Raw genomic sequence first — 20,550 nt, 5'->3', positions numbered from 1 at the left:
CCGGTATAGTTTGACCGGTATAGTTGTTGGTTCCATGAGGAAAAGTGGCACATGATCGAGATCCTGAACCCCGCCCTGCTGGCCCGTGCGAAAGACACAGGCGCCCTGGTGGCACACATCCTGCAGACGCTGAAGGGCCGGTGCGCGGTCGGCACGAACCTCCTGGACATCGACCGGTGGGCCAAGGCCATGATCGCCGAGGCGGGAGCGCAGTCCTGCTATGTCGACTACGCGCCCTCCTTCGGACGCGGCCCCTTCGGCCACTACATCTGCACGGCCGTCAACGATGCCGTGCTCCACGGGCTGCCCCACGACTACGCGCTCGCCGACGGCGATCTGCTCACACTCGACCTCGCCGTCTCCAAGCGCGGAGTCGCCGCGGACGCCGCCATCAGCTTCGTCGTGGGCAACGCGCAGCCCGCGGAGAGCATCGCGATGATCAGGACGACCGAACGGGCGCTGGCCGCGGGTATCGCCGCCGCCGGACCCGGAGCTCGCATCGGCGACATCTCCCACGCCATCGGCACGGTCCTCGGTCAGGCCGGATACGAGATCAACACCGAATTCGGGGGGCACGGCATCGGGTCGACGATGCACCAGGACCCGCACGTCGCGAACACCGGCCGGCCCGGCCGTGGATACAAACTGCGCCCCGGGCTGCTGCTGGCGCTGGAGCCCTGGATCATGGCGGACACCGCCGCCCTCGTCACCGACGCCGACGGGTGGACGCTCCGGAGCGCGACGGGCTGCCGGACGGCACACAGCGAGCACACGATCGCCATCACCGACGACGGGGCCGAAATCCTCACGCTGCCGAAGCCGTCGCAGCCGTAAGGCCGAAACCCTTGGCGCTACTTCACCAGTTGCGGTCGCCCGCCGCGGCGCAGTGCGCGGGTGCACCAGCCGATGATTCCGGCGTTGACCGCTGCTCCGACCACGACGGCGGTGAAGAACACGACGCTGTTGGCCGGCAACATGAGGAACAGGAGGCTGGCGGGGGCGGTGGCCAGGAGCGGGATGACGCCGGCCATGGACTCGTCCGAGCTGTCGCCGAGGGTCACCACCACTGCCCACACGAGCAGGACGGCGCAGACGCCGAGGTAGACGAAGCCGAGGGCGCCGACGTGGTCGCGCAGTCGGCGCGGGACGGATCCTCCGGGATCGGGAGCGGTGCCGGACAGGGTGATGGGCTCCTTCGCTGCGCTTGTCGCGTCCGCGTGGTCAGAGATGGGTGCCTGGTGGATTCGGGTGGGCGAGGCCGAGGTCGTAGGCGAGGATTGTCGCGTGCACACGGTCGCGCAGGCCGAGCTTGCGGAGCAGCGCGTTCACATGGGATTTCACGGTGCCTACGGCGATGCCCAGTTGCTCGGCGATCTCCGCATTGGTGAGTCCGGCCGCGACCAGGGTGAGGACGCGCAGCTGGCTGCCGGTGAGGCTGTCCAGTTCGGGGGAGTTCCTGGCCGGGAGCGCGGCGGGTGGCCGGTTCGCGTAGTGACCGATGAGGCGGCGTGCCGCGGACGGGGCGAGCACGTTCTCGCCTGAAGCCACCTCCCGGATGCCTCGGAGCAGTTCGGAGGGGTGTACGTCCTTGAGGAGGAAGCCCGACGCACCGGCGCGAAGCGCGTCGAAGACATACGCGTCGAGGTCGAAGGTGGTCAGGACGATGACACGGGGCGCGTTCTCCTGTCCGGTGATGATGCGGGTGGCGGCGATGCCGTCCAGTTCGGGCATGCGTACGTCCATGACGATGACGTCGGGAGCCAGCTCCTTGGCGAGTCGCACCGCGGTCGCGCCGTCGGCGGCTTCGCCGACGACCGTCATGTCTTCCTCGGCGTCGATCACGGCGGCGAATCCCGCCCGTACGATGCCCTGGTCGTCGACGACCAGCACGTTGAGGCTCATCGATGTCTCTTCTCGGTATCCGGCGCGGGGGCGAGTGGCAACCGGAGGTGGGCCGTCCCTCGCGGGCCGGTGGTCAGGGTGCCGCCGAGCGTGGCGACCCGCGTGGTCAGCCACTCCCGTACGGCCGCGCGAGGCACCCCCGTGGCCGTGAGCGTCAAGGTATCGGTGTCCACGTCGAGTTCGAGCAGGGAGGGCTCGTCGCCGCCAGCCGTGAGCAGGCTCTCAGCGGCGTGGTAGGCGGCCAGATCGACGGCGGCGGGCAGTCGCCGCGGTACGCGGTCGGTCATCCGTATCTCGATGTCGCGGCCGGTGGCCCGCAGATGGTGGGCGAGCAGGTCGAGCGCCTGGAGGGTGGGCTGCGGCCGGAGTTCGGGCGGTGTCCCGCCCTGCGGCAGCTCGGTGTCGAGCAGGGCGCGCATGGCGGCCAGGGCTTGGCGGGCACGACTCGCGGTCGCGTCGAGCCGGCCCGCCTCCGCCTGGGCGACCATGTCGGCGGTGCGGGCGAGAACCGTGGTCTCGAGTCCGGCGGCGATACGGTGACGCTCCGTCCAGGCGTCGCGTACGGCCTCCTCGGTCCAGGCGGCGAGACGCTCGATGTGGGCGCGGTGATCGGCTTGTCGGCGACGGGCCCAGAGGGTTCCGGCCCGGTGAGCCGTGACAGCGGTGAGCGCTACGCCGACGGTGATTCCCGCGATGACCGTCCAGAGGGGAGCAGTCGTACCTCGGCCCAGAACCGCGACCGTGGCGGCCGTCGCGTGCACCGGTACCGCGAAGAGAACGGCCGTGGCGTGGCGGAAGGACGGCGGTCGCGAGTCGCTCCCGCGCTCCTGGGCGGGTCCCGCAAGGGCGGAGCCACGTCTCGATGTGGCTCCGCGCCTCTTGCGGGGCCGGGTCCTTCGGGCCGGCTCCATCGCGAGCGCCGCGCACGTGGGCAGCAGACTCAGCACGGCCGGGAGGAGGACAGGGCCGCTGTAGTCGCCCAGTGCCATCGCCACCGGCCACAGCAGAGCCAGCCCCAGCAGCATTCCGTACGCCGGCCGACGAGCCCTCCGCAGCCACAGCAGGGCCATCGCCTGGCCCGCCGCCAGCAGGGCGAACAAGATGCCCGCGGACACCTGGGTCCCGCTCGAGGTGTCCTCTGCCCGGATGACCAGCGTCGGGAGCAACGGCTGCAGGACCAGGCCGGCCGCCGCCACCGATTGCGCCACGCGGTAGGACCTCGGAGCCGACGGCTCCACGGTCGTGGCCGTCCGGCCCGGCAGTACCGCCCGTACCTCCCACCCGCCTTCCGCCGTCGGACCGCTGTGCACCGTGCCGCCCGCCTCCCGGGCCCGGGAACGCAGGAAGCCCTGCCCGCGGCCTCCGCCCAGACCCGCACCGTGCGTCACCGCACCGGCAGGCGGAGCCGTGCTCGTGACCGCGATGTCGGTGCGGGTCTCGCCGTACCGGCACAGCACCTTGGTGTGCGCGCCGGGCGCATACCGTGCGATGTTGGTCAGCGCCTCGCGCACGATGCCGTACGCCGCCTCCGCGACGGCTCCGTCCGGCAGGGCGTCGATCTCGTAGTCCACCTGCTGGTCCAGGCGCCGGAACCCGGTGACCAGGTCGTGCAGCCGTTCCTCCGGTGACGGCACATCCGCGCCGGAGGGCGTCGGCGCTCGTACCGCCCCGAGTGCGCGGGTGACCTCGCGGCCGGTCTCGGCCGCGAACTCCAGCGCCTTATCTGCCAGTTCGGGGCGACGGTCTCGCAACCCGAGGGCTGCTCCCACTGTGACGACGACGGCCGTCAGATGGTGGGCGCTGATGTCGTGCAGCTCCCTTTCCATCCGGCGCCGTTCGACCTCCGGGAGTCGGCGACGCTCGGACTCGGCCCGCGTCAGCAACTGATCGGCCGCTCGCCGTGCGCGACGGGCCCGCCGCACGAGCAGGCCGGTGCCGCATGCGGCGGCGTACAGGACAGCGGTCAGGACCAGGTCGAGCCCGTCGGGGTCACTGAGCCCGTGCAGGCTGATGCGCTGCAGCAACTGCCAGCCGGCGAGGGCCACCACGCACAGCACGGCGGTGAAGGCGTCGCGTTCGACCGCCACGGCGAATACCGCCATCGCGGCGCCCGCAGTCCCGAGCACCGCCGTCGCCCCGGCCGGCAGCGGACCGGACCCCAGCGCGCAGGCTGCGGCAACTACGGCGAGCGCGGCCACCGGCCGGGAACGCCGCAGGGCGAGCGCGGCCGCTGCCACTCCGGCGACCAAGGCCGCTACCAGGAGGGCGGATGCGGGCGGCACGGCCCCGCGCACGAGCGGCACCCCGGGCCACACCACGGCCTGGGCGCAGATCAACAGGACCGGCAGCAGCCGGTCGTCGGTTCGATTCATGGTGGAGCAAGGCTATCGCCGCAGGTGAGCGGCCTGGATCCGGCTGGAGGTGGACTCCAATCTCTTACCTGGGTTGCAGAGTCTCCACCTGTGGTTCAACGCGCTGATCGTCCCGCAGCGTGAGGACGGCACCGTGGCCCCGGCCCTAGGCTCGGACACATCGAGAACCCGATCGGACGACGCTCGGCGACCTGCTCCACCAGCGCCTCTGCCCCGCCCTTCCGCATCTCGATCCCAACTCTTCGACCACTCGGGGGAATCACACATGTCCAAGCGCATCCTCGTCTCGTCACTCATCGGTGCCACCGCCCTCAGCGCGGTCGCCGCCGGCGGCCTCGCCCTGGCCTCGTCCCCCACCGAACCGGCCCTGGAGAACGGCTCGGCTCGTTATGCGGCTCCGTCCGGCGGCAGCGCCGGGTCGTTCACCTACACCGTGGACGTGAGCGACAGCTCGGGCATCCGAGATCTCAAGGTCATCGCCTGGCCCGCGAGTTCGCGACTCGACCCGACCGAGAGCGAGCTTCGCTCGGGGGAGACGGCCACCTGCCGGAGCGTCTCGGACGGCACCGCCCGCTGCACCTACACCCTCGAGGTCACGAAGCGGGCGGCGGCCGAACTGGCCGAGGGCACCTGGTACGTCACGGCACTGGCGACGGCCAAGGACGGTGGCACGACGTTCGTGCCCCGCGCCGCCACGTTCGACCTCACGCGCTGACACGCCGGTCGAACGGCCGGTCAATCACGCGGTCCGCCCGGAGCGCAGGGGTGTGTGCAGCCCCGGGCGTCGGGTGATCGCCGGACGAACATCAGCTTGAGTGCTCGGTGGCAGTAGTCGCCCCGGCACCCGTGTGCCTCACGTCGAGCAACACGCTTCCCCACTCCGGAGTTAGAGATGACTGCTTCCTCACGCCCCATGTCCAAGTCGCTGCGCCGCTACCTGAGGAGTCCCGCTGCCGTCGGGTATCTGGCCCTGGTGGTCTGGCTGGGGACGGACGTCGCGCTGACCGAGCCCGTGGACGGCAGCCTTGCCGCGGTCTGGCTGTTCCTTCTCACCGCACCCACCTCGCTCCTCTTCTCGGCTCTGCCCGGCGCGCTGCCCTATATCGGTGTAGTGGTCGGGGCCGTCGTCCAGGCGCTCGCACTCGGCGCTGCGTACCACTGGGTCCGCGCGCGGAGAGCCCGGCGCACTGCCGGTGTCTGACACCCCACCAGTTCATGTCGCGCATCGGCCGGTTGCCGCGCGACCCGATCAATCTTTCAAGGGCGGCACAGCTTTGCTCAGGAACAAGAGAAGAACGGGTGCGGCCGTGGTGGCCGCACTGCTCACGACCTGCCTGACGGCCGGTGCCGCACCGGGCGCGACCCCCCGGCCCGGAGCCGACGGAACACCATCGGGCAAGGAGCCCGGGGCGGCGGCGCCTTCAGGAAGCAGCGCCAGAAGTGTGGTGACGCTGATCTCCGGCGACCGGGCCTACCTCGACGGCAGCGGGAAGGTGGTCCGGGTCCAGCCGGCCGAGGGCCGCGAGCACATCGCGATCTCCATCCAGCAGGTGGGGGCCGACACCTACGTCCTGCCCTCAGATGCCCTGTCCCTGGTCGGGCAGGGCACCCTGGACCGCCGGCTGTTCGACGTGACCGGCCTGCTCAGGGCCCGGTACGACGACGCGCACCGTGGCACGGTGCCGCTGATCGTCTCGTACGCCGCGAAGGGGCGGTCGACCGCGAAAGCCGCGATAGCCGCCGCGGACGTCCGCGTTCGCCGTAGCCTGCCCGCCGTCGCCGGGGAGGCGCTGACCGCGCCCAAGAGCGACTCGGCCGAGGTCTGGGAGGCGCTGACCGCCGCTGGTCACCGGGGCGAGGAGGCCAGGACCACAGCACCGGGCATCGCCCGGGTGTGGCTGGACGGCCGGCGCAAGGTGGCCCTGGACAGGAGCGTCGCGCAGATCGGTTCCCCTGCGGCCTGGCAGGCCGGCTTCGACGGTGCGGGGGTGAAGGTCGCCGTACTGGACACCGGCGTCGACGAGACGCACCCCGACCTCAAGGGGGTGGAGATCGCCCAGAAGGACTTCTCCGGTGCGAAGAACACCGTCGACCACGTCGGCCACGGGACCCATGTCGCATCGACCCTGGCGGGCTCCGGAGCGAAGTCCGGCACACACAGGGGAGTCGCGCCCGGCGCGAGGATCCTGGACGCGAAGGTCCTGGACGACGAGGGCAGCGGTGAGGACTCCGGCATCATCGCGGGGATGCAGTGGGCGGCGGACAACGGCGCCCGTATCGCCAACCTCTCGCTGGGCGGCGAGGACACGGGGGAGCATGACCCGCTCGAAGCCGCGGTCGACCGGATATCCGCCGAGAGCGGCATACTCTTCGTGGTCGCCGCGGGCAACGAGGGCCCCGACGCCTCGACCATCGGTTCCCCCGGAAGCGCGGCCTCGGCGCTCACCGTCGGCGCGGTCGACCGCAAGGACCGGATCGCGGACTTCTCCAGTACCGGCCCTACGGCCGACGGCTCACTGAAACCGGACATCACCGCACCCGGGGTCGACATCGTCGCCGCGAAGGCGGCCAAGGGCACCGAGGGCACCCCGGCCGCCCCCGGTTATGTCGCGATGTCGGGCACATCGATGGCCACTCCGCACGTGGCGGGTGCGGCGGCCGTCCTCGCCCAGCAGCACCCGGACTGGACCGGTCAGCGGATCAAGCAGGCACTGACCTCATCCGCCAAGCCCGGCAGCAAGCAGTCGCCCTTCCAGCAGGGAACAGGTCGGACCGATCTGGCTCGGGCGATCGTCCAGAGCGTGGTCAGCGAGCAGACGTCGGTGAACTTCGGCACCCAGCTCTGGCCGCACGCCGACGACAAGCCGCTGACCCGGCGGATCACCTACCGCAACGACGGCACGGAGCCGGTCACCCTCAACTTGTCGACGGAGACCGCCGGCCCCGGCGGAAAGGCCGTACCGGTCGGGTTCTTCACCCTCACCACCAAGCAGGTCACCGTCCCCGCCGGCTCCACCGCGGACGTCGGTCTCGTCGCCGACACGCGGACCGGCGGCCGGGACGGCTTGTTCGCCGGGGTGCTGGTCGCCCGGGCCGTGGAGGGCGGCCAGAACGTGCGCACCTCCTTCGGGGCGGCACGCGAGGGGGAAGCGTACGACCTCACCCTCAGGTACGTGGGCACCGACGGCAGGCCCTCGCAGTCGGGCACGCTCGTCCTCGGCCAGAACACCGACTTCCTGCTGAACGCCTACGACACCGAGGGCGACGGCACCGTCCGGACCCGCGTACCCAGGGGCAGGTACCTCCTGGAGACGCCCGTCCAGACCCGCAAGGGCACCCGGGCGGCCCCGGACATCGCCCTGATGGTGCAGCCCAAGCTCTCAGTCGCCAAGAACACCACGGTCACCTTCGACGCCCGCAAGGCCAAGCCGGTGGACATCACCGTGCCCGGAGGAGCCAAGAGCGTCGACACCTACTTGAAGTACTTCCTGGAGAACACCGACACCGTCTACGGATCGGTCTGGCAGCAGAAGTCCTTCAAGGGGTTCCGCACCGGTCACGTGGGCCCCGCGCTGCCCGCGAAGGAGTTCGGCTCGTACATCGGCGGAACGTGGCAGAAGGGCAGCACGACCTACAACCTGCTCTACGACCGCACCCGCTCCCTTCACACCGGGTTGGTCCACAAGGCGGCCAGGAGCGAACTGGCCCTGGTGAACAACCGGATCGGCGCCTCCGCCAAGAACCGCACGGGTGCGATCAGCCCCAGCTGGGAGACGGCCGCGGGAGTCGGACACGAGACCGTCAGCAGGCCCTTCCCCCTGCCCGCCACGGCGAAGACCTATGTCAACACGCGCAAGGGCGTCACGTGGGGTTTCTCCACCGGGCAGCTCCAGCCCGGCAGCGGCGATGACGGTCTGGAGATCATTTTCAGCGAGCCCGACCTCAAGACCTACCAGCGGGGAAAGACCTACACGCAGACGTTCAACGTCGGAGTGTTCAGCCCCAAGATCAACACCTACAACACTGCCCGCCGCTCGGGCAACGACCTCAGCTTCTGCATCGGGGAGTACACCGACGGCGACGGCAACGTCGGCCTGTCGGCGGTGACGAAGCAGCGAACCGCCGTCACCGTCAACGGCAAGAACGTCCTCACCTCCACCGCAGGGCTCTGCCAGGACACCTTCGGCCTGCCGTCCAGGACCGCCACCTACCGGATCAGCACCGATGCGACCCGCTCCACCAAGGTCGCCGGTGTCACCACCCGCCTCGTCGCCGCCTGGACCTTCCGTTCGAAGGAGACCCCGAGCGACACCTACACGGTGCTCCCGCTCTCCTCGGTCCGCTTCAACCCGAAGCTCGACCTGCACAGCAGGGCCGCGGCAGGGAAGAAGCTCACGGTTCCGCTCACCCTCCAGGGGCCGGCCGCCAAGAGCTTCAAGGCACTGTCCGTCCAGGTCTCCTACGACGGCGGCAAGAAGTGGTCCAAGGCCCCCGTCCTCACTGAGAAGAGCAGACGGACGCTTTCCCTCAACCACCCCAAGAAGGCCACGTCGGTCAGCCTCAAGGCGAAACTCACCGACAAGCAGGGCAGCACCTACCAGGTGACCATCGTGAAGGCGTACCTGCTCAAGTAGCCGGCCCCGACGGCTCACGAGTGGCACCTGCCCGGTCCCGCCCGGTCAAGCCACCGGGCGGGACTCACCGCAAGAAATACGTTTTGCGAAACGTATTCCCCCGTTCTTGTTTCCCGGTGCCGTTCCAGATCATCGGATCGGTCGGACACTGCCACCGAGGCTGTGAACCGGTACCGGAAATGGGCCTGCTCGGATGCATGGGGCCAGGGGCCGTGGTTATCGGCGCTCCCGACCTCTGACGGGTGGATATCCCCCCATCACGCACCGCAGGAATATCTGCACAATCGGTAGAACTGTGAAAGGCGCACGAATGAATACTGTATTGGCCCGTGCCGGGTTCCGTGCAGCGGCCTGTGGGGTCATCGCACTGGGGGCCCTCGCGGCGACGTCCGTGCAGGCTTCGGCGGCTTCCCCGGGCAAGCAACTCGTCCAGATGGCCACCTACCGGTGCCTCGACTCCAACACGGCAGGCCAGGTCTACACACTGTCCTGCAACGGCGGCAACTACCAGAAGTGGACAGCTGTCACCCATACCCTTCGCAACGTGGCCACGCGGAATTGTCTGGATGCCCGCACGGCCGGGGGCGTCTACGCACCGTCATGCAACGGAGGCAACTACCAACAGTGAGCTTCTTCGAGTTGGCCACCGATCGAGTGATTGTGACTGAGCGCTTCACTTGGCGAGTGAGCCTCGGGTGGGTAGCTGCAGCGTCCGGTGCCAACAGCTGGGTGAGCCGGGACAAGGGGCCACTCGGATTTGTCGGCCAGAATGCCAACACGGAGGGCAAGGCCGATGAGCGGCGATCAAGCTGTTGTCAGTGGCTGGCTCTAGGGTCGGCCCTATGACAGCAGACCTGGTCCATGCCTCATGGACTCGTATCGACGCGTGGTTGCGCGAGCACGCGCCCCGCACTTTCGCCACGCTTCGGCCGCCCGCCAGGGACGAGGAGATCGCGGCGGCGCAAGAGGAACTGGGGGTCATCTTTCCTCCGGACCTGGTCGCTTCACTCCTCCGACATAACGGGGCGCTGGAGGGACCTGAGGCTTTCCAGTTCAGCACGGGCGACCGGCTGCTCGGAGTGAGCGGGATCCTCGGGGCTACCGGGTTCCTGCGCGGCATCGACCAAGGCATCGAGGGTGAGGGCGAGGGCTACTGGCTTCGCAGCTACGTGAAGTTCGGTTCCTATGACGTGACGTCGGACGGTCTCCTGGTGGATTGCCGTACTGGGCGGGATTCCTTCGGTGCGATCGGGCGGTTCTTCGACGAGACCGGCACCAGTTTCGGACAGGCCGACTCGCTGGGTGGGTATCTGGCTGAACTGGCAGACCTGCTTGAGCGCGGCAAGGATGGTGGTGTCGTCACGTTCAACGGCCGGCTGTTCTGGGAGGGGCCTCTGGCTCTCAGGCCGCAGTGCAGTGCCGACGATCCCCTTCCCGCGCCGGATGAGCAGCTGCCGGAGCTGGACCTGTCCTACAGTCCCACCGAACTCTTCCACGCGAGCTACCTGGACGGGTATGAGGAACTCGGTGCGCTGATCGCGATCCTGCCGCGTGAGCAGGTGGTTGAGGCCGCGCGGAAGCAGTTGCGCAGACTGGCGGTCGAATCGAGTCTGAACAAGTACCCGGAGGTCAGGTCGGCCCTGGACGCGTGGGAGTGCGGTCAGGCTCCACCGCGGCCGGACCAGACCGGTCCGCTCGCTTTGCGACTCCGCGCGGTGCTCGCGCAGGCCGACACCGACCGAGACAACATTCGCAGGTGGGCCGCGGAGCAGATAGCCCTCGGGATCTGGGGATCCCCCTACCGGTCCGTGTGCGAGAGCGCCGGAATCCGCAGTCATTTCACTGTCGACTGGCGTACGGATCTGCATGCGGACCTGGGCAATCCTCCGCTGCCGCCGATACCTGACGAACGCTTCTGGAGTGCTCTGCGCAACCCCGCCATCGACTCCAGTTGGTACGCAGCTCAGTAAGAGCTGGGCTGACCCCGGGGGTTTCGGTTCAGCGTGAGCGCTTCACGTGGTGGGTATCGGCAGATGAGGCGCCCAGTCACAGTGATGGATTGTGAAGCGCAACGAGCGAGGCCCTCGGGCTGTTGAGCGAGATGTCCTACGTCTCACCAACACTGCTCGGGGGCTTCGTTGGTCATCCATCCTGCCGCACTCGACCTGCCGCATGCACTCGTGGAGTGGGTCACCATGCTGATCGTTACCCGTGAGGGCGACCGACGCTGCAAGCTCCGTCCGTCTCAACGCGCGATGGTGGCGCTGGTGTACCTGCGCGAGCACACCACACTTGCGAAGATCGCCACCGGGTTCGGGATCAGCGAGTCCACCGCCCACGCCTACACCAGCGCGGTCGTCGACCTGCTCGCCGAACGTGCACCCGGTCTACTGAAGACGCTGCGTGAGCACGATTCCGCCTTCGTCCTGCTCGACGGCACGCGCAGGGGGCCACCGGCCTGGAGGGGTTTGTGCCGGCACCACCGGTCGAAGGTTAGCGACCAGTAGCCGCCCCTCCTGCCTCGTGACGTGTTCGACCACCATCCTTGGCGAGCACGCCACTTCCCCTGCGGTCAGATGTCCGGAGACACCGAAGCCGTCGCAGTCTCCGGCGTGTGCCGCGGTCAGAGCGGCACAGGGCAGAAGGAGCCGTAAGCAGCGCATGCCGGACCCGCTGAGGCGGACCGCTTCGCCCGACCCTTGTGGCCGTCCCCGTCAACAGGGGTCGGCCACTCTCGTTTCCGGACTTCCGCCGAGGGCTGACAGTTACTCCTGTCCGGGCGAACGCCGGGACACCCGAAGGCTGAACCACACCTGTGCCGGGGCTGGTTGTCGCAGTGGGGTGCAACCGGGTCGCCGCGCTGAGGGCGGCGTCAGTTGAGGGAAGAGCGCGGTGGCATCGGCCGGGCTGCGGGGCTCCGTGGTGCAGGCAGTGCGGTCACCGTGCGCCGTCCTCCGCCGGGTCGTCGTGCGGGGAGCCCCGTATGTCGCCGAGTCCGAGGCCCTTGCGGCTGCGGGCGTTGGCCTCGGCGACGCGGGCGCTCAGCAACTCGGCCGCGTCGAGCGGCCGGAGGCGGGACGGGTCCGCGTCCCACTCACGGCCACCGCCGAGCGGGCGGAGCTGGAGGTATGGACCCTCGTGGCCCATCACCAGGCCCACCCGGCCGCTGTCGCCGTCGTGCACGGCTGTCCCGACGCAGGGGGCGCACTCGTCCGTCACCTGGCCGCGGCCTTCCTGATCACCGCGGCGAGGGCGTGCGCCACGGGGGCGGAGCAGACGCCGAGGTGGACGAGGGCGTACCGGGTCGGCCGTGCACTGTCCGGCCAGGGGGTGCGCACATCCATCACCGGCAGCTGGATACCGGCGCCGCTCAGTGCGGCGGCGAGGTCGTCGCGTGCGGCAACGGCTTCCTGGAGCTTGGCCGTTGCCGGGTGTCCTGTCCGGGGTGTCCTGCGGGGGAGGGGCGGCTTCTGCTGTGTCACCGGTGTCTTCCTTCGGTTGTGCTTTCGCGGATTCCTCTGCCTGACCACACACCCCTGGCTACGGTGCGTTAGTAAGTCATTACGAGGATGGCCCGGTCAGGGGCGCGACACACCGGGGACAAGGTGTGCCTCTCCGACGGGTCCCGCACGTTCCACACGTTCCACGGAGGACACGACACGATGCCGACGAGGCGAGCGGTCACGGGCCGCAGCAGGGAACCACGCGCTCGGTTCGCGGAGGAGCTGCGGCACCTGCGTACCGAGCGCGGCGAAAGCCTGCGACAGCTCGGCGAACGGCTGGGCTGGGACTGGTCGTTGTTCGGGAAGATGGAGAAGGGGGAGACGGTCGGCGGGCCGGAGGTGGTGCAGGCGCTAGACCAGTACTACGGGACGCCGGGGTTGCTGCTGGCGTTGTGGGAGCTGGCGATCAACGACCAGACGCAGTTCAAGGAGCGGTACCGGCGGTACATGACCTTGGAGGCGAAGGCCACGAGCCTGTGGCACTTCTCGGTGAGCGTGTTGCCCGGGCTGTTGCAGACACCGGGGTACGCCAGGGAGGTGTTGGCGGCTGGTGGGACCAAGGGTAAGGAGCTTGACCAGCAGGTCGAGGCGCGGTTGGGACGCAGAGAGTTGCTGGTGGGTGACGGCTCGCCACCGTTTCGCACGATCGTCTCGGAGGCGGTGCTCCGGACCCAGCTGCGTGATCGCGAGGAGTGGCGAGGGCAGTTGGAGTATCTGGGGGAGGTGGGTGAGCGTGGCCAAGTGACGGTTCAAGTGCTGCCGTTCAGTGCGGGGCCATACGGTCTGGACAGCACGGATGTATGGTTCCTGCGCCTGCCGGGCGGGCGTACCGTGGCCTATACGGAGAACGCTTACAGGGGTGAACTCATCGAGGCGGACGAGCCGGTTGAACGGCTGCAACGGGCCTACGATGCGGTACGTGACTTGGCTCTGCCCCCGGCTGAGTCGCGGAAGTTCATCCTAGGGATGTTGGAGGAAGTACCTTGCGATCTCTCGACCTGAGCGCCGTCACTTGGCGTAAGAGCTCTTACAGCAATTCGGACGGTGGCGCGTGCGTGGAGGTCTCCGACGCCTTCACTGATGTCGTCCCTGTGCGTGACAGCAAGAACCCACACGGCCCCGCGCTCACGTTCGCGGCGGACGGCTGGGCGTCGTTCGTCTCGGCCTTGAAGGGCGACGCGCTGAGTATCTGAGGTACCAGGCGAATGAAGCGGCCCCGTTGATCAGCGACTGGTCAACGGGGCTGTCGGCGTTTCGGCGCCGGCACGCACGAGAGGGTCCGGCCGACGCAGGGGGCGCTCCCCGCCGACCGGACCCCTGCCCCGTGCAGCGGGCGGGTTGTCAGCCCTGGCCCACCGCCGCCCCGAGGGCGATGCGGTGGTCACCCGCGTACACGTTCATGGACTGCCCCCGCAGGAAACCGACGAGGGTCAGTCCGCTCTCGGCCGCGAGATCGACGGCCAGCGACGACGGCGCCGAGACCGCCGCCAGCATCGGTATCCCGGCCATCACCGCCTTCTGCGCCAGTTCGAACGAGGCGCGGCCCGACACCAGCAGGATCGACTGGGAGAGCGGCAGCCGGTCGTCCGTGAGAGCCCTCCCCACGAGCTTGTCGACCGCGTTGTGGCGGCCCACGTCCTCCCGGATGTCGAGCAGCTCGCCCTCCGGCGAGAACAACGCCGCGGCGTGCAGGCCCCCGGTACGGTCGAACACCCGCTGAGCCTCGCGCAGCCGGTCGGGGAGGGCGGCGAGCAGTGCGGGTGTCACCCGGACCGGGGGAGTGTCGGCGACCGGGTGGCGGGTCGTGGTGCGGACCGCGTCGAGGCTCGCCTTGCCGCACAGTCCGCAGGAGGACGTGGTGTAGACGTTGCGCTCCAGCGTGATGTCGGGGACGACGACGCCCGGGGAGAGCTTCACGTCCACCACGTTGTACGTGTTCACACCGTCGGCCGTCGCCCCGGCGCAGTACACGATCGACTGCACCTCGGAGCCCTCACCGATCACGCCCTCGCTCACCAGGAAGCCCGCCGCGAGCGCGAAATCGTCGCCGGGAGTCCGCATCGTGATGGCCAGCGGCTTGCCGTTCAGCCGGATCTCCAGGGGCTCCTCGGCGACGAGCGTGTCGGGGCGGGTCGTGACCACCCCGTCCCGGATGCGGATGGTGCGGCGGCGCTCGGTGACCCGTCCCATAACCCTCAGTCCCGATTCTGTACGTGTTGGAAGCCGAAACGGCCCTTGATACAGAGGTTGCCATGGGTCACGGGGTTGTCGTGCGGCGAGGTGACCTTGACGATCTCGTTGTCCTGCACGTGGAGGGTCACGTTGCAGCCCACACCGCAGTAGGCGCAGACGGTCGTGGTCCGCGTCTGCGCGGGCTCGTCCCACGTCCCCGCCGCCCGCATGTCGAATTCCGTGCTGAACGAGAGCGCGCCGGTCGGGCACACCTCGATGCAGTTGCCGCAGAAGACGCAGGCCGAGTCGGGCAGCGCGGCATCGTGCTCGGTGGAGATCCGGGTGTCGAACCCGCGCCCGGAGACGGCGATGGCGAAGGTGTTCTGCCACTGCTCACCGCAGGCGTCGACGCACTTGTAGCAGAGGATGCACTTGTCGTAGTCGCGGACGTAGAGATCGTTGTCGATCTTCGGCTGTTCGTTCATCCGGGCCGCGTCCGCGCCGAAGCGATCCGGCTTCGCCTCGTACTCCTTGATCCATTCCTCGGCCCGTGGGGTCGTCGACAGGTCCGTCGACGAGGCCAGCAGTTCCAGGACCACCTTCCGGCTGTGCCGGGCCCGCTCGGTGTCCGTGCGGACCATCATGCCAGGCTCGGCGCGCCGGGAGCAGGCGGGGGCGAGGGTGCGGGCCCCCTCCACCTCGACCACGCACACGCGGCAGGCGTTCTTGGGGGTGAGCGTGTCCCCCTGGCACAGGGTCGGGACGTCCTTGCCGGCCGACCGGCAGGCGTCCAGGATCGTCGAGCCCTCCGGGACCCGGGTCTCCTCGCCGTCCAGCGTGAACGAGACGAGCCGGCGCGGCGGTTGCAGCGGCACAGCGGTCACTTGTAGACCCCCAGTCGGTCGATGGCGGACTCGACGGCGTTCCACGCGGTCTGGCCCAGACCGCAGATCGAGGCGTCCCGCATGGCCTGCCCCACCTCTCTCATCAGTGCGATGTCCTGGGCGGCCGCGTCGCCCGTCCGGTCCACGATCCGGTGCAGGGCCTCCTCCTGGCGGACCGTGCCCACCCGGCAGGGCACGCACTGGCCGCAGGACTCGTCGCGGAAGAACTCCGCGATGCGCAGCAGCACGCGGGGGAGCTCCACCGAGTCGTCCAGCACCAGGACCACTCCCGAACCGAGCGTCGTCCCGGCGGCACGGGTCCCCTCGAAGGTGAGCGGGACGTCCAGCTCGTCGGGGCGTACGAAGCCGCCCGCGGCCCCGCCGAGGAGCACGGCCCGCAGTTCCTCGGGCGGACCGGCGAGCTCGAGCAGCTCCCGCAGGCTCGCGCCGAAGGGCAGTTCGTAGATGCCGGGGCGGTCCACCTGCCCGGATACGCAGAACAGTTTGGTGCCGGTGGATGCCTCCGTGCCCGTCGCGGCGTAGGCGGCGGCCCCGTGCTCCAGGATCGGCAGCACGTTCACGAGCGTCTCGACGTTGTTGACTGCGGTCGGCTTGCCGAAGAGGCCCTTCTCCACCGGGAAGGGCGGTTTGGAGCGCGGCTCGCCGCGCTGCCCCTCGATCGAGTTGAAGATGGCGGTCTCCTCGCCGCAGATGTAGGCACCCGCGCCGCGCCGGATCTCGATGTCGAAGGCGTAGCCCTGCCCGAGTACGTCGGGGCCGAGCAGCCCGCGGGTGCGGGCGCTCGTCAGGGCGTGGGCGAGGCGCGCGTACGCCCGGGGGTACTCGCCGCGCAGGTAGACGTAGCCCTGGTGCGCGCCGATCGCGTACCCGGCGATCGTCATCGCCTCGACCAGGGCGTACGGATCACCCTCCATCAGCACCCGGTCCTTGAAGGTGCCCGGCTCGCTCTCGTCCGCGTTGCAGACCAGGTAGTGCGGGCCGTCGGCCTGCTGGGCGGTGGCCTGCCACTTGCGGCCGGTGGGGAACGCGGCGCCGCCCCGGCCGACGAGCCCGGCGTCCAGCACCTCGCGGATCACCCCGGCGGGGCCGAGCGTGAAGGCGCGGCGCAGAGCCGTGTAGCCGCCGGTGGAGCGGTAGTCGTCGAGCGAGGCGGGATCCACGGTTCCGATGCGCCTGAGGAGCACGAGGGCGGGGTCGCCGGCCTGAGGGACGGCCGCGGCGGCCGGAGGCTCGGTGGGGGCCGACCCGGGAGCCCGGACGGCCGCGACGACGGCGGGTGCGGTGGCGGGGGCGAGTACGGCGGAGCACCGGACGGCGCCTTCGGCCGACTCTTCCCCCACCTGCCCCTTCCCGTTACCGGGGGCTCCGCCCCCGGACCCCTCAAACGCCGGAGAGGCCGGAGCTACGGCGGTCCGGTGGGTCGGAGGGGCTGGTTGTGCCCCAGCCTGGAGGAGGAGCGCCGCCGGGGCCCGCTCGCACAGACCGAGGCAGGGACTCTCCTGCCAGACGGCGCCCTCGGCCGCAGTGCCCGCGGCACCCAGGCGCTCGGTGAGGTCCGCGCACACGGCCGCCGACCCGCGGGCCGCGCAGGCCAGGTCCGTACAGACGTGGACCACCTTCGCCGGACGGGGCCGCACCGAGAACAGGGCGTAGAAGGTCGCGACGCCGTACGCCTCCGCCGGGGCGACCGTCAGCCGCCGGCAGATGTAGTCCAGCGCGCCCTCGCTGATCCAGCCCACGCGGTCGTTCACCGCGTGCAGCGCGGGCAGCAACTGGTCGCGGCGGTCCTTGGCCGCCGCGGCCCCGCCCCTCGCCCAGCGCAGATCCTCGTCCGTGCGCTCCGCCGCGCCCTCCCAGCCGGACGGCGGGGGACCCAACAGGGCGTCCACTGCCTGCCGTTCGGCATCCGAGGGGGCGGCGTCCGTGTACCTCAGGTCCATGCGGGCACCAGCTTCTCTATCCGTACGGCGGAGGCCTTGAACTCGGCGGTGCCGGCGATCGGGCAGTTCGCCTCGATGGTCAGCTGATTGGTGTCGACCTCGTCCGGGAAGTGCATCGTCATGAAGGCCAGCCCCGGCCGCAGCCCGGGATCGATCCAGACGGGCGCGGTGACACTGCCCCGCCGGGACGAGACGCGGACCTCCTCACCCACCGCGACGCCGTAGGAATCCGCGTCCTCCGGACAGAGCTCGATGTACTCGCCACGGCGCAACGGAGATGCGTAACTGCCGCTCTGCACACCTGTGTTGTACGAGTCCAGTCGCCGCCCTGTGGTGAGTCGCAGGGGGTAGGACTCGTCGGTGAGATCGACCGGCGGGTCGTGCTGCACCAGGCCGAACGGGGCCGCCGGGCCGCGTCGCGCCGGATCGGTCTCCCAGAGCCGGGCGTGCAGGAAGGAGGCCGGCAGTTTCTCCGTGTCGGGGCAGGGCCACTGCAGCCCCTGGTGCTCCGCGAGTCGTTCGTACGTCATCCCGAAGTGGTCGGGAGACAGGGAGCGCAGCTCGTTCCAGACGGTCTCGGCGTCGTCGAACTTCCAGTCGTGGCCCAGCAGTCCGGCCATCGCGCAGATGATGTCGATGTCCTCGCGGGCCTCGCCCGGCGGGGTGAGCGCGGCCCGGACCCGCTGCACACGGCGCTCGCTGTTGGTCGTCGTACCGTCGGTCTCCGCCCAGGCGGCGGTGGCGGGCAGGACGACGTCGGCCAGTTGGGCGGTCCTGGTCAGGAAGATGTCCTGCACCACCAGATGGTCGAGGGACTCCAGCCTGCGCACGGCCTGGTCGCTGTCGGCCTCCGACTGTGCGGGGTTCTCCCCGATGCAGTACACCGCGCGCAGCTCGCCGGTCTCCATCGCCTCGAACATCTGGGTCAGGGTCTTGCCGTAGCGGGGTGGGATGACCGTGTCCCACGAACGCTCGAACTTCTGCCTGACGGGCGGGTCGAGGATGTCCTGGAAGCCGGGCAGTTTGTTGGGGATGGCGCCCATGTCACCACCGCCCTGGACGTTGTTCTGCCCTCGCAGGGGCTGGACCCCGGAGCCGTACCGCCCGACATGGCCGGTGAGCAGGCAGAGATTGATCAACGCGCGGACGTTGTCGGTGCCGTTGTGGTGTTCGGTGATGCCCAGGGTCCAGCAGAGCTGCGCCCGTTCGGCCGTGGCGTAGGCGTGGGCGAGGTCCCTGATCGCCTGGGCCGGTACGCCGGTGACCTTCTCGGCCGCGGTCGGGGTCCAGGGTTCGACGAGCGCCGCGTACTCGTCGTACCCGCTGGTCGCGCGGTCCACGAAGGCACGGTTGACGAGCCCGGCGTGGATGATCTCGCGGCCGACGGCGTGCGCGAGCGGGATGTCGGTGCCGACGTTGAGGCCGAGCCAGCTCTCCGCCCATTCGGCGGTCGAGGTGCGGCGCGGGTCGACGGCGTGCATCCGTGCCCCGTTGCGGATGCCCTTGAGCACGTGGTGGAAGAAGATCGGGTGCGCGAAACGGGCGTTGGAGCCCCACATCACGATCAGGTCCGTGTGCTCGACCTCCTCGTACGAGGAGGTGCCGCCACCGGAACCGAAGGCGGCCGAGAGCCCGGCGACGCTCGGGGCGTGGCAGGTGCGGTTGCAGGAGTCGACGTTGTTGGTGCCCATGACGACCCGGGTGAACTTCTGGGCCACGTAGTTCATCTCGTTGGTGGCCCGGGCGCAGGACAGCATCGCGAAGGCGTCGGGTCCGTGCGCCTCGCGGGTCCGCCGGAATCCCGCGGCGGCCCGGGCCAGTGCCTCGTCCCAGCTCGCCCGGCGCAGCACGCCGTCCTCCCCGCGGACGAGGGGATGGGTGAGGCGCTCGTACGTCTTCGGCTGCCGGCCCTTGCGGTTCCTGTCGCCGGTGCGTTCGGTTTTCATGCTGGGCTCCCTGCCGGTGCCGAGGACGTGGTGGCGAGGAGATCGGCGAGCGCGTGCACGGCGCGCAGCGTCGGTACGGGCGTCCCGGCCAGGTCGGCCAGCTCGACGACGGCCGCGAGCAGCACGTCGAGTTCGAGGGGTTTGCCCTTCTCCAGGTCCTGGAGGGTGGATGTCCTGTGATCGCCGACGCGCTCCGCGCCCGCGATGCGCCGCTCCACGGAGATCTCGGGACGGCAGCCGACGGCCGCCGCCACGTCGAGGGTCTCGCGCATCATCGACTCCACGAGCGCGCGGGTTTCCGGATGGCGGCAGATCTGGCCCATGGTGGCGCGGGCCAGCGCGCTGATCGGATTGAAGGAGATGTTGCCGAGCAGTTTGATCCAGATGTCTTTGCGCAGATCGGATTCCACGGGGCACTTGAGCCCGCCGGCGACCATGGCCTCGCTGAAGTCCGTACAGCGTCTGGACAGTGACCGGTCGGGCTCACCGATGGAGAACCGGGTGCCTTCGAGATGGCGTACGACGCCAGGCGCCTCGATCTCGGTGGCGGCGTAGACCACGCACCCGATGGCGCGTTCGGGCGGCAGTGTGGCGCTCACCGATCCCGCCGGGTCGACGCTGTCGAGCCGACGACCCGTGTACGGGCCGGCCAGCCCGTGGAAGTACCACCAGGGGATGCCGTTCTGGGCGGCGATCACGGCGGTGCGCTCGTGCATCAGTGGATGGACCAGTGGCCCTGACACCGCGTAGGAGTTGGCCTTGAGACCGAGGAACACGTAGTCGACGGGCCCGACGTCCGACGGGTCGTCGGTGGCGGCGGGCCGTGCGGTGAAGTCACCGCGCGGACTGAGTACGCGCACACCGTCACGGCGCATGGCCGCCAGATGGGCGCCCCGGGCGATGAGGTGGACCTCGGCGCCTGCGCGATGGAGCGCGGCCCCGACATAGGCGCCGATGGCTCCGGCGCCGACAACTGCGACTTTCACGGGGCTCTCCGTTCGGTGAGAGGACGTGAGAGGGCCGAGCGAGGGTGTCAAGTCGACAGAATATTGTCTACAGTATGCCTTCGTGGGGGGTCAATACTCGTGACAGCGGGTGCCTGGTCCGGCGCGATTCCGGGGTGACCGCCGGAGTGTCCGTGAAAGTTCCCCGGAAGCCGTTCGAGACGCTCCAACC

18 protein-coding genes and 1 pseudogene are annotated in these 20,550 nt (G+C 69.7%); 9 read left to right on the top strand and 10 right to left on the bottom strand.

Features of this window, described 5'->3' with window-relative positions:
• Positions 1-51 precede the first annotated feature (51 nt).
• The gene (map, locus tag JOC24_RS16075; RefSeq protein WP_205020978.1) at positions 52-834 is read left to right on the top strand and encodes a type I methionyl aminopeptidase; all 783 of its coding nucleotides are present in this window, start codon (positions 52-54) and stop codon (positions 832-834) included.
• Between the two features lie 17 nt (positions 835-851).
• On the opposite strand, the gene JOC24_RS34205 is transcribed toward map, so the two are convergent.
• Genes JOC24_RS34205 through JOC24_RS16060 form a run of 3 tightly spaced genes read right to left on the bottom strand, consistent with a single transcriptional unit; the run spans position 852 to position 4,274 of the window.
• Complete coding sequence (locus tag JOC24_RS34205) at positions 852-1,292, bottom strand: SCO4225 family membrane protein (protein ID WP_374104502.1); 441 nt, start codon at positions 1,290-1,292, stop codon at positions 852-854.
• Complete coding sequence (locus JOC24_RS16065) at positions 1,222-1,902, bottom strand: response regulator (RefSeq protein ID WP_205020977.1); 681 nt, start codon at positions 1,900-1,902, stop codon at positions 1,222-1,224. Before JOC24_RS16065 ends, JOC24_RS34205 begins: the two co-directional genes overlap by 71 nt.
• On the bottom strand, positions 1,899-4,274 hold the full coding sequence (locus JOC24_RS16060) for a sensor histidine kinase (RefSeq protein WP_205020976.1): 2,376 nt from the start codon (positions 4,272-4,274) through the stop codon (positions 1,899-1,901). Before JOC24_RS16060 ends, JOC24_RS16065 begins: the two co-directional genes overlap by 4 nt.
• 265 nt (positions 4,275-4,539) lie before the next feature.
• Here JOC24_RS16060 and JOC24_RS16055 point away from each other — a divergent pair, with 265 nt between their 5' ends.
• The 6 genes and pseudogenes from JOC24_RS16055 to JOC24_RS16030 all read left to right on the top strand — a co-directional run.
• Positions 4,540-4,989, top strand: coding sequence for a DUF5707 domain-containing protein (locus JOC24_RS16055; protein ID WP_205020975.1), 450 nt, complete (start codon positions 4,540-4,542; stop codon positions 4,987-4,989).
• A gap of 177 nt (positions 4,990-5,166) precedes the next feature.
• On the top strand, positions 5,167-5,475 hold the full coding sequence (locus tag JOC24_RS16050) for an SCO4225 family membrane protein (protein ID WP_205020974.1): 309 nt from the start codon (positions 5,167-5,169) through the stop codon (positions 5,473-5,475).
• Between the two features lie 109 nt (positions 5,476-5,584).
• A complete protein-coding gene (locus JOC24_RS16045; protein ID WP_205020973.1) occupies positions 5,585-8,908 on the top strand; it encodes a S8 family peptidase in 3,324 nt (1,107 codons plus the stop codon).
• 310 nt (positions 8,909-9,218) lie between these two features.
• On the top strand, positions 9,219-9,536 hold the full coding sequence (locus tag JOC24_RS16040) for an RICIN domain-containing protein (RefSeq protein ID WP_205020972.1): 318 nt from the start codon (positions 9,219-9,221) through the stop codon (positions 9,534-9,536).
• Positions 9,537-9,798: 262 nt separating this feature from the next.
• On the top strand, positions 9,799-10,878 hold the full coding sequence (locus JOC24_RS16035) for an SMI1/KNR4 family protein (RefSeq protein WP_239580527.1): 1,080 nt from the start codon (positions 9,799-9,801) through the stop codon (positions 10,876-10,878).
• Positions 10,879-11,046: 168 nt separating this feature from the next.
• Positions 11,047-11,349, top strand: a pseudogene (locus JOC24_RS16030) (transposase family protein); the annotation flags it as partial.
• 496 nt (positions 11,350-11,845) lie between these two features.
• Here the strand turns inward: JOC24_RS16030 and JOC24_RS16025 are convergent.
• Together JOC24_RS16025 and JOC24_RS16020 are read right to left on the bottom strand one after the other, a co-directional pair.
• Positions 11,846-12,055, bottom strand: coding sequence for a hypothetical protein (locus JOC24_RS16025; protein WP_239580556.1), 210 nt, complete (start codon positions 12,053-12,055; stop codon positions 11,846-11,848).
• A gap of 68 nt (positions 12,056-12,123) precedes the next feature.
• Positions 12,124-12,390: a hypothetical protein gene (locus tag JOC24_RS16020; protein ID WP_205020969.1), complete on the bottom strand. Its 267-nt coding sequence runs from the start codon at positions 12,388-12,390 to the stop codon at positions 12,124-12,126.
• Between the two features lie 180 nt (positions 12,391-12,570).
• Between JOC24_RS16020 and JOC24_RS16015 the strand changes: the two genes are divergently transcribed.
• A complete protein-coding gene (locus tag JOC24_RS16015; protein WP_205020968.1) occupies positions 12,571-13,413 on the top strand; it encodes a helix-turn-helix domain-containing protein in 843 nt (280 codons plus the stop codon).
• The gene (locus JOC24_RS16010; RefSeq protein ID WP_205020967.1) at positions 13,395-13,604 is read left to right on the top strand and encodes a DUF397 domain-containing protein; all 210 of its coding nucleotides are present in this window, start codon (positions 13,395-13,397) and stop codon (positions 13,602-13,604) included. The genes JOC24_RS16015 and JOC24_RS16010 overlap by 19 nt, the downstream gene beginning before the upstream one ends.
• 148 nt (positions 13,605-13,752) lie before the next feature.
• Here the strand turns inward: JOC24_RS16010 and fdhD are convergent, their stop codons facing one another.
• Genes fdhD through JOC24_RS15985 form a run of 5 tightly spaced genes read right to left on the bottom strand, consistent with a single transcriptional unit; the run spans position 13,753 to position 20,360 of the window.
• The gene (gene fdhD / locus JOC24_RS16005; protein ID WP_205020966.1) at positions 13,753-14,601 is read right to left on the bottom strand and encodes a formate dehydrogenase accessory sulfurtransferase FdhD; all 849 of its coding nucleotides are present in this window, start codon (positions 14,599-14,601) and stop codon (positions 13,753-13,755) included.
• Positions 14,602-14,606: 5 nt separating this feature from the next.
• Complete coding sequence (locus JOC24_RS16000; protein ID WP_205020965.1) at positions 14,607-15,467, bottom strand: 2Fe-2S iron-sulfur cluster-binding protein; 861 nt, start codon at positions 15,465-15,467, stop codon at positions 14,607-14,609.
• A complete protein-coding gene (locus JOC24_RS15995; protein WP_205020964.1) occupies positions 15,464-17,428 on the bottom strand; it encodes an NAD(P)H-dependent oxidoreductase subunit E in 1,965 nt (654 codons plus the stop codon). The genes JOC24_RS16000 and JOC24_RS15995 overlap by 4 nt, the downstream gene beginning before the upstream one ends.
• A complete protein-coding gene (locus tag JOC24_RS15990; RefSeq protein WP_205020963.1) occupies positions 17,419-19,374 on the bottom strand; it encodes a molybdopterin oxidoreductase family protein in 1,956 nt (651 codons plus the stop codon). Before JOC24_RS15990 ends, JOC24_RS15995 begins: the two co-directional genes overlap by 10 nt.
• The gene (locus tag JOC24_RS15985) at positions 19,371-20,360 is read right to left on the bottom strand and encodes a 2-dehydropantoate 2-reductase (protein WP_205020962.1); all 990 of its coding nucleotides are present in this window, start codon (positions 20,358-20,360) and stop codon (positions 19,371-19,373) included. The genes JOC24_RS15990 and JOC24_RS15985 overlap by 4 nt, the downstream gene beginning before the upstream one ends.
• Between the last annotated feature and the right edge of the window lie 190 nt (positions 20,361-20,550).

It is taken from the genome of Streptomyces sp. HB132, assembly GCF_016909575.1.
Taxonomy (GTDB): domain Bacteria; phylum Actinomycetota; class Actinomycetes; order Streptomycetales; family Streptomycetaceae; genus Streptomyces.
This window is presented reverse-complemented; position numbering and strand designations above follow the sequence as displayed.

Bases quoted from the DNA above. Each gene is read 5' to 3' on its own strand.
- map (WP_205020978.1), top strand. From the start codon at position 52: ATGATCGAGATCCTGAACCCCGCCCTGCTGGCCCGTGCGAAAGACACA.
- JOC24_RS16065 (WP_205020977.1), bottom strand. From the start codon at position 1,902: ATGAGCCTCAACGTGCTGGTCGTCGACGACCAGGGCATCGTACGGGCG.
- JOC24_RS16060 (WP_205020976.1), bottom strand. From the start codon at position 4,274: ATGAATCGAACCGACGACCGGCTGCTGCCGGTCCTGTTGATCTGCGCC.
- JOC24_RS16055 (WP_205020975.1), top strand. From the start codon at position 4,540: ATGTCCAAGCGCATCCTCGTCTCGTCACTCATCGGTGCCACCGCCCTC.
- JOC24_RS16050 (WP_205020974.1), top strand. From the start codon at position 5,167: ATGACTGCTTCCTCACGCCCCATGTCCAAGTCGCTGCGCCGCTACCTG.
- JOC24_RS16040 (WP_205020972.1), top strand. From the start codon at position 9,219: ATGAATACTGTATTGGCCCGTGCCGGGTTCCGTGCAGCGGCCTGTGGG.
- JOC24_RS16025 (WP_239580556.1), bottom strand. From the start codon at position 12,055: ATGGGCCACGAGGGTCCATACCTCCAGCTCCGCCCGCTCGGCGGTGGC.
- JOC24_RS16015 (WP_205020968.1), top strand. From the start codon at position 12,571: ATGCCGACGAGGCGAGCGGTCACGGGCCGCAGCAGGGAACCACGCGCT.
- fdhD (WP_205020966.1), bottom strand. From the start codon at position 14,601: ATGGGACGGGTCACCGAGCGCCGCCGCACCATCCGCATCCGGGACGGG.
- JOC24_RS15995 (WP_205020964.1), bottom strand. From the start codon at position 17,428: ATGGACCTGAGGTACACGGACGCCGCCCCCTCGGATGCCGAACGGCAG.
- JOC24_RS15990 (WP_205020963.1), bottom strand. From the start codon at position 19,374: ATGAAAACCGAACGCACCGGCGACAGGAACCGCAAGGGCCGGCAGCCG.